Below are 12,490 nucleotides of genomic sequence, written 5' to 3'. Positions count from 1 at the left end.
TCCACAGAGAAGGAAGCAGAGCTACTTATGTCACTACGCGATGAACTTGCAAAACGCAAACAACAGTTATCGCTCTCTCAACAAGCCTCACTGCAAAAGCGCTTGAAAAGAGAAGAGAGCCCTGGCCCTCAGAGAGAAGCCATACCGAAACGGCCTCCCTCTCCCATCGTCAGCGCCTCTTCTGCCCAGAAACGTATCTGGTTCCTGCAACAATTGGACCCGAAATCGCCAGCATACAATGAGCATATAGCCCTTCGTTTTCAGGGCCCCCTCGATGAAGCCATAGTCGCCCACGCCCTGCGCACTATGCAGCATCGACATGAGATGCTACGCAGCCATTTTCAACTTGATATCGAGCATATTCAACTGGTTGTCTTCTCCGAAGAGCAAGCACCTTTTCCCTTTCATCTACTCTCCTGTGAGCAATCAACCCGTGAAGAACGAGAGTCCGCCGCGTATGCATACATCAGTAATGAGTCTCAGCGGCTTTTCTCTCTGACAGATGGTGTCCTCTGGCGCACAACACTGATTCGTCTGGACCTGGAAGACTATATCTTGCTAACGGTACTGCATCATAGCATCTGTGATGCATGGTCTATTGCTCTGTTTAACCGCGAGTTCCTTCACCTGTATGAGACGTTTCGGCAGGGGAAGGTATGCCAGCTATCACCACTGACCATTCAATATACCGACTTTGCTCACTGGCAACAGCAAGCCTTTGAACAGGATAAGCGGTTTCAACAGCAGCTCGCCTACTGGAAAAAACAGCTTGGTGGCCCTCTTCCTGTGCTTGAGTTACCCACCACACGACTCCGACCCGCCATACAATCAACCAGCGGGAGCCGCTATCCTATCACTCTTCCATACGCTTTGTACCGGCAACTACAGGCATTCAGCCGCCAGGAAGGGGCAACTCTCTTTATGATCCTGCTGGCGGCCTTTGCGCTCACGCTGTACCGATATACGCATCAGGAAGAGATCATTATAGGTACCCTTATCGCTGGACGAACTCGTCCTGAGTTTGAGCCTATCATCGGGTTGTTTGCAAATACCCTCGCGCTCAGACTTGATCTGCATGGCAACCCGAGCTGCCAGGAATTGATAAGGAGAACTCGGAACGTTGCGCTCGAAGCCTATGCTCATCAGGATATCGCCTTTGAACGCCTGGTTGAATACCTGCAACCCGGGCGCAGTACAAGCCACACCCCCATTTTTCAGACCATGCTTGTGCTCCAAAATGTTCCCCCTGTACATAATGGAATCGAGCATGTTCAGATTACGCCCCTTGAGGAGCTGGAACATACAACAGCCAAATTCGACCTTATGCTAAACCTTCGGGAAGGCCCACAGGGGATATCCGGCTATCTGGAATATACAACGGATCTTTTTGACGCCGATTTTATCGCCACTTTGTGCAATCACTTCTCCCGCGTGCTCTCTCTCATGGCAACAAGCAGCTCTCAGCATATTGCCTCGCTCCCCCTGCTCTCCGAGCCCGAAAGGGAGCGATTGCTTTCAACCTGGAACAGTACCACCCGGCCATATCCGTATCACACTGGCTTCATCCAGTTATTTGAAGCTCAGGTTGCAAAAACACCTTCCGCCCTGGCTGTTATGGATGGAGAGATACGCGTCACTTATGCGGAACTGAATAGCCGGGCCACTATCCTTGCCCATCATTTGCGGGCCTGCGGTGTCGGAACAGAGGTCATTGTAGCTCTTCTGGCAGCCCGAAGCTGGAAGTTTCTCGCCGCGCTCCTGGCAATCTTCAAGGCGGGAGGAGCTTATCTTCCACTCGACCCACATGCTCCAGCCAGCAGGCTTGCTCTCCTTCTTGAAAACAGTCAGTATGTCCTCACCACGCCCGAGTTGTTCCCGCAGCTTGAAGCGGTACAGCGTGAAAAACAGGCAATGACCATACTGGATATAGAAGCGCTTCTTTCCACCGCCCCATCAGGCAGAGCTCCCTCGGCTCAAACCACGGGTGAGCAATTGGCCTATGTGATCTATACCTCTGGCTCAACAGGCCAGCCTAAAGGAGCCATGCTAACGCAGCAGGGAATGATCAATCATCTCTACTCGAAGATTACGGATCTCCACATAACAGAGACAGATAGAGTAGCCCAAACGGCCTCGCACTGTTTTGACATCTCTATCTGGCAATTCCTCGCGCCGCTGCTGGTCGGGGCTCAGGTTCACATTTTTGAGGACTCGCTTTTACGCGATCCACATACCCTGTTTGAGCGGGTTCAACAGAATCAGATCACGCTGCTGGAACTTGTTCCTTCCCTGCTTGAAATAGCGCTGGACGTGTGGCAACGGCAAGGACCGAAACAGTTCCCATCTCTGCCATCATTACGCTGGTTGCTGCTGACAGGTGAAGCGCTGCCCCCCGCATTGACCCGTTCCTGGTTTGAACACTACCCTCACATTCCCCTCCTCAATGCATATGGACCTACTGAATGTTCCGATGATGTCGCAACAATCGGACTGACTGAACCTGTAGCAACCTCAACCATGTATACACCCATTGGACGCCCGATTGCCAATACACAGCTCTACGTCCTTACCCCACAGCTAGAGCCAGTTCCCGTTGGTGTCAGCGGAGAATTGTATGTCGGCGGCATTGGTGTCGGACGTGGCTACTTGAATAATCCGGCACGGACAGCCGAAGTCTTTTTGCCCGATCCATTCAGTCACCGGGAAGGTGCCCGCCTGTATAAAACCGGGGATAGAGTCCGATGGCAGGCCAATGGAACCCTTGAATACCTGGGGCGCCTTGATGCTCAGATAAAATTACGCGGGTATCGTATCGAGCCAGGTGAAATTGAGGCCATTCTTTCCCAACACCCCTCGGTCCGACAGAGTGTGCTGACGCTCAGAGAAGATGAACCCGGGAATAAATGCCTCGTCGCCTACATTATCCCTGCTCAGGGATGGCAACCCGAGCCCGAGCAGCTTCGCCAATTCCTGCGCCAGCGCTTACCATCGTATATGCTCCCCGCTTTCTTTATCTTTCTGGAAGCTCTCCCATTGAACGAGAATGGAAAAATCGACTATCGAGCGCTCCCGACCCCTTCACAGGTTGACCTGCCCCTCACGGCACTGGAACAGGTCCTGCTTACTCTCTGGCGGCAGGTCCTGGGAACCGAGCAGGTCGGCATCCATGACAACTTCTTCGATCTGGGCGGGCAGCCTTCACAACTCCCACTTCTCATGACCGGCATCTATGAAACCTTTGAGGTAGAGCTTCCACTACTCTGGTTGATAGAGCATCCAACGGTAGCACAACTCAGCCGGGTAATTGAGCAGGAATGTCAGGAGTACGGACGGATGAAAGCGATCGCAGAGCTCTTCCTGAAGGTCTCATGCCTCTCCGATGAAGAAGTGACAGGCTTCCTGCAAGAGCATAAAGAGAGGATTCCATAATCTATGAGAACCAGCACCCAGAATACAAAGTGGCTTCACTGCCTCAAGCCGAACCCGCATGCCTATTTACGGCTGTTCTGTTTTTCTTATGCTGGTGGCAGCGCATCTACATTCTATGGGTGGGAACGTATGCTACCTCCCGAGATCGAGGTGTGCGCCATTCAGCTCCCGGGCCGGGAGAATCGCCTGCGAGAGCCTCCTATTACCAATATGCAGACCCTGATCACCTCCCTGGAAGCAGCATTATCCCCCTATCTGCAAGACCCATACGCCTTTTTTGGCCATAGTCTGGGCGCATTGATCTGCTTTCTTCTGGCCAAACAGCTACCCGGGGCACCGGAATGTCTCTTTGTTTCCGCTCACCGGGCTCCGCATCTTCCTCCCAGGCATTCTTTTCTCCATCGTCTCTCAGATGCGGAGCTAATCGAGCAGCTCCGCACCTATCAGGGAACACCGGAGAGCGTCCTGCAAAACAGTGAGCTCATGTCTCTGCTATTGCCATCCATTCGCGCAGATTTTACCCTGTTTGAAACCTATCAGCATAAGAATGGACCTGCGCTCACCTGTCCTGTGATTGCGTTTGGCGGCGAACATGATCCTAAAGTCAGCCGTCAGGAGCTTCTGCTGTGGCGTATGTATACAAGCAATACCTTTGAACTCCATATGCTCCCCGGCACCCATTTCTTCCTTCAGGACAACAGGGCTGCACTGTTGCAGAGCATAACTCAAGCGCTTATCCCGATATTGAATCGACTACATATATAGAAAAACGGAATGGGCTTCAAGGAGCAAGGAAAATACACACTTTGATACATGACAGCCGGTGCGTTTCCTTTCTATACTGGGAAAGAGGCAATAGCACCGTGCTCACCTGCTAAATTGCTGCAACGAAGGGAAAAGAAAAAATGTACACACCAGAAAGACAGGCGTTCCCGAATACAGACATTACAAATCTGGTAGCACTGATGCGCTGGCGAGCGACAGTACAACCCGATGACATCGCCTGTACCTTTATGAACTTTAAAGCAGACGAAAAGAATGACGACATTACGTATCGACATATAGATGCGCAGGCGAGGGCAATTGCAGCACACCTTCAGGCATTGGGCCTCTCTGGAAAATCAGCAATCCTGCTATATCCGTCAGGGCTTCCCTATATTACTGCCTTCTTTGCCTGCCTCTATGCCAGGGTCCTGGCAATACCTGCCTACCCTCCGCATTCGGAACGCTTTGTTCCTCGAATTCAAGCTATCGTACAGGACAGTGAGGCAACTATCATCCTCACGACAACCCAGATTAAAGCAAATGTGAAACGCTGGTTCGCGGGTGTTCCTGCACTGGAACATCTCCAATGGTTGACAACAGACGATATCTCCATACAGGCCGCCGGGAGCTGGAAAGAGCTCGACATAGAAGCCAGGACACTGGCGTTTCTCCAATATACATCTGGCTCTACCTCGGCTCCAAAAGGCGTTATGGTCAGTCATGGAAACCTGCTGCATAATCTGAAGGGTCAGGCCAATCTCTGGCATATCCCGGATGAACCCGGCTGCTACGTCTCCTGGCTCCCTATCTTTCATGATATGGGCCTGATTGCCGGAATACTGCTCCCCTTCTATCTCGGCTCCAGAGTTTACCTGATGGCTCCTGCCTCCTTTCTACAACGCCCCATGCGCTGGCTTCAGACGATATCTCGCTATCACGCAACGCACAGCTTTGCCCCCAACTTTGGCTATGAACTCTGTGCCAGAAGAAGTACACCGGAATCACGCGCAGGGCTGGACTTATCCAATTGGCGCGTGGCAATGAACGGCGCGGAACCGATCCATCACGATACATTGGAGAACTTCTTGCGGGTCTTTGCGCCCTATGGCTTCCGTCGTTCTGCTTTTGCTCCCGCTTACGGGTTGGCTGAAGCGACCCTGGTCGTTTCCAGTATCTCCGCACAAGCAATCAGCTCTACCAAAACAGTGAATAAGTCAAAGTTTGAACAGCGGCAAATCGTGGAAGTTGAGCCAACAAGCAGCAATATCCATAGAGCAGTGAGCTGCGGTCGTGTGCTTGATGGGCAAAAAGTTCGGATTGTTCACCCTGAAACGAGAACAACCTGTCCTGACGGGATCGTCGGGGAAATCTGGGTTGCGGGCCCGAGCAATGCGCATGGCTACTGGCAACGTCCGACAGAGACCGAAACAACCTTCCATGCCTACCTGACAGAGAACAACGAAGGTCCCTTCCTCCGCACAGGCGATCTTGGCTTTCTCCAGGACGGCGAACTCTTTCTCGTCGGACGCCTGAAAGATGTCATCATCATCCGCGGACGCAATTTTTACCCTCAAGATATCGAAGTAACTGTTGAAAATGCACATCCCGCTATACGCCTGGGCACCTGTGCAGCCTTTTCTATTGAGGAGGACAATCAGGAGCAACTGGTTATTGTGGCCGAAGTCGATCACCGCTATCAAGCCAAAGAGGGTGAACCTGAGCAGGAAAAGTTGATGCAACCGAGCACGATTCAGAAGCGGATTCGAGAAGCAGTCGCCCTGGAACATGACGTACAGGTCGCCCATATTGGCTTACTCAAAGTAGGGGGAATTCAGAAGACATCGAGTGGCAAAATCCAGCGGAGCGCCTGCCGGGCCAAGTTTCTGGATGGTAGCCTCTCTCTCTGGAGTGGCCTGAAGCAGCAAGAAAAGAAGAAGGAGAATATCTATGGATGAAACGTTCGGCACAGAGACCTATAGAGTTGTCGTCAACCATGAAGAGCAGTATTCCATCTGGCCCACCACATTAGAGATCCCTCGCGGATGGCGGGATACAGGCAAACAGGGAACGAAAGATGAATGCCTGACCTATGTCAAAGAAGTCTGGACCGATATGAGGCCTCTGAGCTTGCGCCAAAAAATGTCACAACAAGCACAATAACAGACAAACAGAGAGGGCAGCGTGTCAATCAAAGACGAATTAGCAAAGAAACGAGCAAACCTGAACGAGAAGCAAGCCGCATTACTGACCAGGCGTCTCCACGGTACTTCTCACCCCCAGGAGGCGCGGTATGCTGGCATCCCCATCAGACCGAAGGGGGAAGCTATTCCTGCTTCCTTTGCTCAGCAGCGGCTCTGGTTTCTTCTCCAGCTCGAAGCAGACAGTGCAACCTACAACGAATTTACAGCAATGCGTATCAAGGGGCAGCTCGATATTGCAGCCCTCAAAAAGACGTTGGGCGAAATTCAGCACCGCCACGAGATCCTACGCACTTCACTTGTTGCAAAAGACAGGCAGGTACAGCAGGTTATTCATGCCCGGGCGGATCTCTGCTTGCGGGAAGTCGATCTGTGTGACCTCCCTGAAACGCTTCAGACCGCACAGCTTGAACAGCTTATTACGACAGAAATTCGCACACCTTTTGACCTTACGAAAAGCCCGCTATGGCGAGTAGCACTCTTCAAACTATCCGAGACCGAGCATTATTTTCTCCTGATCATGCATCACACCATCTGCGATGCATGGACGTTGCAACTTTTCCTTGATGAACTACTGACGATCTATCCCGCTCTGCAAAGTGGCCAGCACTCACCCCTTCCCATCCCGGACATCCAGTATGCGGATTATGCTTTCTGGCAACAGCAAACACTGACCGACAGCAAAATTGAGCAACAACTTTCCTACTGGAAGCAGCTATTAGATGGTCCTCTCCCTACATTGGATCTTCCAACGGACAGACCACGATCGGCAATACGGAGTAATCGAGGCAAACGTACCTATTTCACCTATCCACTCGAACTGTACAGGCGCTTGCAGCGTTTCAATCGGGAGGAGCATGTCACCCTCTTCATGACGCTCTTTGCCGCATTTAGCATTTTACTCTCTCAGTATACCCGCCAGGACGATATTATTATTGGCACATCGGTAGCCGGGAGAACCAGGCCAGAACTTGAGAAACTGGCAGGTCTGTTTACCAATACGCTGCCCCTGCGTACCATCCTGGACAGCCAGTGTAGCTTTCGAGAAGTCGTACGGGATACTCGGACGATGGTGCTGGAAGCCTTCTCACACCAGGATGTCCCGTTCGAGAAAATCGTGGCTGAACTCTGCCCTGAACGCAATTTGAGCCATAACCCGCTCTTTCAGGTGATGTTCTTGCTCCAAAATGGACCTGTAGCTCGAAAAGATCCGCCAGGCCTGACCTTTATACCTCAAGGGCTGGATAACCAGACAGCCAAGTTTGACCTGGAACTGGATATACAGGAAACCCCGCAAGGCCTTATGGGATACATGGAATACAGCACAGATCTTTTCGATGAGCGCACGATCAGGCAAATAGTAGGCCATTACCAGCACCTCCTACAGCAGATAACGGAATATCCAGATCTATCACTATCCCGGCTTTCCTTGCTTTCTGCTGAAGAGAAACATATCCTTACGACACGAAACAGAACCGAAACGGCTTATCCTGCTGATCGCTGTTACCATGCCCTGTTTGAAGAGCAGGTACGTCGAACCCCGGAGGCGCTTGCCATTCGAGACGGAGACGTGCATCTGACCTACCAGGAGCTGAACCAGCGAGCGGAGCACCTCGCCCGCTTCTTGCGTCAGGCCGGGGTAGGACCAGACAGGCTGGTGACGCTGATTGCTGAACGTGGCTGGAAACTGCTCACCGCCATACTTGCCATCTTTAAAGCAGGAGGAGCATACCTTCCCCTTGAACCGTCCTATCCTGGGGAGCGCCTGGCGTACATCCTTCAACAGAGCGCCTCCCAATTGGTGCTTACCACCTCTGAGCAGCTCCCATCTCTCCAGCAGTACGCCGTACCAATACACAATATTGACGCCCTTCTTCAACAGGCTCCACCACCGAGCAGCTCTCAACCTCAGAGCGAACCGAAGCAACTTGCCTATGTCATCTATACGTCAGGTTCAACTGGCCGGCCAAAGGGCGTGATGATCGAGCAGAGAGCCATGATCAATCATCTCTTTGCCAAGATTCGTGACCTTGAGCTCAAGCCAACCGACCGTGTAGCCCAAACAGCATCCCAATGCTTCGATATCTCTGTCTGGCAAATGCTAGCACCTCTCCTTGTGGGTGCCAGCGTTGAAATCTTCTCTGATGAAGTAACACATAATCCGGTCGAACTCTTCCGACAGATAGCCCAACAGCGAATAACCATTCTCGAAATTGTTCCAGCACTGCTACACACAGCACTGCGTTTCATAGATCCTTCTCTCGATCTCTCAGCGCTACGCTGGTTGATTCTGACCGGAGAAGCGCTGGCTCCTGATCTGGTTCGGCACTGGTTTGCCCGTTACCCTTCTCTCCCTATGCTCAACGCCTATGGCCCAACCGAGTGCGCCGATGATGTGACCCACTACCCGATTACTGCGCCGCTTCATGAGCAGAGAACAGTCACACCAATAGGCGCGCCAGTTGCCAATACACGGCTCTATATCCTCAATCAGGCGGGCGAACTCGTTCCAGACGGGATTATTGGTGAGCTCTATATAGGAGGTGATGGTGTTGGCAGGGGATATTTGAACAGTCCAGGACAAACAGCCGAAGCATTCCTTCCCGACCCTTTCAGTATCAGGGGAGGAGAACGGCTCTACAAAACAGGCGATCTTGCCCGCTGGCTCCCTGATGGGACACTCGAATATTATGGAAGAGTCGATACACAGGTGAAGATTCGAGGATATCGCATAGAACCGGGAGAAATTGAAGCAGTGCTCCATCAACATCCTGTCGTACGCCAATGCGTTGTTCTCGCTCAAGAAGATCCCTCTGGTCAGCAACAGCTTGTGGCTTTTATCACCTGTGAAAAACATCTGGTAGCGCCAGAGCCTACCGAGTTCTCCCATTTTCTGCAAGGGCGTCTGCCAGACTATATGGTTCCTTCATTCTTTAGCATACTTCCAACGATTCCCCTCAATAAAAATGGGAAAATAGATCGTCACGCTCTCCTTGCGCTTAGCCGGGAGACACCTCTGCCGCAGGAGCAGATTGAACAGCCGCGTACCCCACTGGAAGAGGTGATACAGCTTATCTGGTGCGAGGTTCTCGAAAAAGAGCAGATTGCCCGGAACAAGAGCTTCTTTGAGCTCGGGGGACATTCGTTGCTGGCAGCTCAGGCAATGGCACGCATAGGAGAAATATTCGAGCTCGATTTTCCCCTGCGCTGGCTCTTTGAGGCTCCAACGATCGCCGGACTGGCGCAAACAATGTTACAGGACTCCACCCGGCGCAAGCGGATCGAGAAGACTGCTGAGATTGTTTTGCAGGTGCTCAATATGCCCGATGAAGCATTCAGCGACGACGTATAGGGCATAGCGACGCAAAGAGAAAAAGGAGAAGGCTCTTGGAACCTATTGCCATTGTTGGAATCGGCTGCCGTTTCCCCGGTAACGCTAATTCACCGGAAGATCTCTGGACATTACTCAAAGAGGAACAAGATATCATTGAGGATATCCCGCAGGATCGGCTTGCCCAGATGCTCCCGGCCCATGCCACAGAGGCGCAAAGAAAACTTCTAACACGCCAGGGCGGCTATTTAACCGATATTGATAGATTTGCGGCTTCTTTCTTTGATATTGCACCAAAGGAGGCAAGGTATATTGACCCACAGCAACGTCTCCTGATGGAAGTCGCATGGGAAGCGCTCGAAGATGCCAATCAGGTGCTTGATGAGGAACTGAAAGCCCAGACCGGGGTATTTGTTGGCCTCTGGACAAATGACTATGAGACCTATATGTACAATACCCATCAGCCAGTAAATCTCTATATGACCACAGGAGGAAGTCACTACGCCGCTTCGGGACGCCTTTCATATGTCCTGGATGCACGCGGCCCCAGTATGACAGTGGATACAGCCTGTTCTTCCTCTCTGGTTGCACTTCATCTTGCCTGTCAGAGCTTACGGGCAGGTGAATGCTCATTGGCTCTCGTTGGAGGCGCGAACCTCATCCTCCAACCATATATTACGCTGGGATATGCACGCTCAAAAATGCTTTCACCAGACCATCGCTGCAAATTTGGTGATACGCAGGCAAACGGATATGTACGAAGTGAAGGCGTTGCAGTCGTTCTGCTCAAGCGGTTATCCCGGGCAATCGAGGAACAAAATACGATTTACGCGGTTATTCAGGGAAGTTCGATCAACAATGACGGGCAAGAAAGCGGGTCACTCGTTGCTCCCAGTCTGGAGGGACAGATTAGCCTTCTTCGCACGGCCTATCGGGTAGCAGGCATCTCTCCGGGACAAGTCTGCTATGTTGAAGCACATGGCACCGGCACCAAAGCAGGCGATTATGCGGAACTTCATGCGCTCGGCACCGTGCTCCGAGAAGGAAGAGCACCAGATAATCACTGTCGTATCGGATCAGTTAAGACAAACATCGGGCATACTGAAGCCACTTCAGGGTTAGCAGGCCTGATTAAAGTTGCTCTTTGCCTGAAACATCGGGCTATTCCTGCCAGCCTCCATCATCAAACACCTTCTGAGCGCATTCCCTGGCATGGCTTGCCACTCAAAATACAGCGCCATTTTGAAAAACTTCCGTCCGAAGAAGAATGCCTCTATGCAGCGGTCAACTCATTTGGCATCACAGGCACCAATGTTCATGTGGTTTTACGCACACCACCCGCGGGTAACACTGCTCCAACAGCGGAAACTCCTCGCCATTCGCTCCTCTTACTCTCTGCCCACAACAAGCACACCCTGCATATGCTGATAGATCACTATAGTGCTTTCCTTCAATCGGTCAGGCAAAACCAGAGCATCTCACTTGATGATATCTGCACTTCAGCCGGCCTGGGTCGCAAACATATGCCGTACCGCATTGCCCTGATAGCCAGCTCTAAAGATGATGCCATTGCGCAGCTTCAAACCCTCAATGAGGATAAAGAGGGAGTCTACATCAAGACCGCGCGCTTACCTCCGGTTTTCGTGTTCGGGGAAAGCGATGCAGATTTCCAGGTATTCAATTCGTTAGAGCAGGACCCTATCTGTTGGGATATATGCACCCGGTGCCATGCCCACCTGCGCAAATACACAAACTGGTCCCTGCTGGACCTGCTTTCAACCAACAGAAAGAAGTATCCTGTATGGAGTGCCAGCATGAAACGCGTTGTCACTTTTGTTTCCCAAGCGGCCTTTATCGCTCTCTGGCACTCCTGGGGCATCCCGCTTGAAATGACTATTGGGTATGGAGTTGGAGAGCTGGCTGCAAGCTATGCTACAGGGGAGTTACAGCTAGAAGATGGGCTCTTTCTTGCCTTTGCAGGGAAAAGACGCACGTCTCACATGCCTGAGCTCCTTCGCTCCTCTTCTTCCTCTGGTCTAGTCAAAAATGCTACCAATGGGGTATCTCAAAAAGATGCGTTTCAGTCCCTGGTAGCACCTTATCATGTTACAACGGAAACACCTGTTCAGGATATGGTGCATCCATCTGACACAACCGCTTTTGATACGTGGAATACAATCGCAGTTGAGCAGCCGCATAGCGAGCACACTCATAGTCCAGAGGAGTTGCTTGGCACTATAAATGAACTCGTCGCACTCAACTATTCTGTCTTTATAGAAGTAGGTTCGGGGACGCATTCTCAGCTCTCATCCATACTTCAAAATAGTTTGAAAGCGCATATGAAAACCGGGCATTTGTTGTACTGGCCATTGACAAAAGAAGACCAACGGCTCAACACGCTCCATCTTTTGAGATATCTTTATCTCTCTGGATGCTCAGCCGACTGGAAAAGATTTTTTAAAGGGAGGAGAGATATCCAGCTCCCTAAATATCCCTGGCATCGTGAACGGTTCTGGCTGGAAGAATACTAGCAGGCAAGCAGTAGAAAGAGAAAGGATAGCCAGCATGCCTGCTCACAAGACAGTACACGCCAGAGAAAAAGAGCCCCGGCCAGGCTTTTCTGATCGGGGCTTTTCTCTCTGTTACGGGCACAGGTAGCATCTTCACAAAGGAGCTGTGCCCGTCTCTATCCAGAATCAAAAAAGGGTGTGATAAACCTGTTTCCTTTTCTATGAGATCCATTCTACAAAAGTTCGCTAAACGATTA

Annotated in this window: 6 protein-coding genes; all 6 read left to right on the top strand. The window is 51.5% G+C overall.

All coding sequences use genetic code 11. The features are described from left to right. The first annotated feature begins 27 nt into the window (after positions 1 to 27). The 6 genes from KTH_RS13750 (at position 28) to KTH_RS13725 (ending at position 12,254) form a co-directional block, all read left to right on the top strand. Positions 28 to 3,429: a non-ribosomal peptide synthetase gene (locus KTH_RS13750; RefSeq protein WP_111324067.1), complete on the top strand. Its 3,402-nt coding sequence runs from the start codon at positions 28 to 30 to the stop codon at positions 3,427 to 3,429. Positions 3,430 to 3,432: 3 nt separating this feature from the next. Further along, on the top strand, positions 3,433 to 4,194 hold the full coding sequence (locus tag KTH_RS13745; RefSeq protein ID WP_111324066.1) for a thioesterase II family protein: 762 nt from the start codon (positions 3,433 to 3,435) through the stop codon (positions 4,192 to 4,194). A gap of 140 nt (positions 4,195 to 4,334) precedes the next feature. Beyond that, positions 4,335 to 6,149: a fatty acyl-AMP ligase gene (locus tag KTH_RS13740; protein ID WP_497619397.1), complete on the top strand. Its 1,815-nt coding sequence runs from the start codon at positions 4,335 to 4,337 to the stop codon at positions 6,147 to 6,149. Continuing rightward, the gene (locus KTH_RS13735) at positions 6,142 to 6,354 is read left to right on the top strand and encodes an MbtH family protein (protein ID WP_497619395.1); all 213 of its coding nucleotides are present in this window, start codon (positions 6,142 to 6,144) and stop codon (positions 6,352 to 6,354) included. Before KTH_RS13740 ends, KTH_RS13735 begins: the two co-directional genes overlap by 8 nt. Positions 6,355 to 6,375: 21 nt before the next feature. Further along, a complete protein-coding gene (locus KTH_RS13730) occupies positions 6,376 to 9,744 on the top strand; it encodes a non-ribosomal peptide synthetase (RefSeq protein WP_111324063.1) in 3,369 nt (1,122 codons plus the stop codon). 35 nt (positions 9,745 to 9,779) lie between these two features. Then, positions 9,780 to 12,254, top strand: coding sequence for a type I polyketide synthase (locus tag KTH_RS13725; protein WP_111324062.1), 2,475 nt, complete (start codon positions 9,780 to 9,782; stop codon positions 12,252 to 12,254). The last annotated feature ends 236 nt before the right edge of the window (positions 12,255 to 12,490 follow it).

Source organism: Thermosporothrix sp. COM3 (assembly GCF_059696735.1).
Note: the sequence above shows the minus strand (reverse complement) of the source record. Positions and strands in the feature narration are given on the sequence as shown.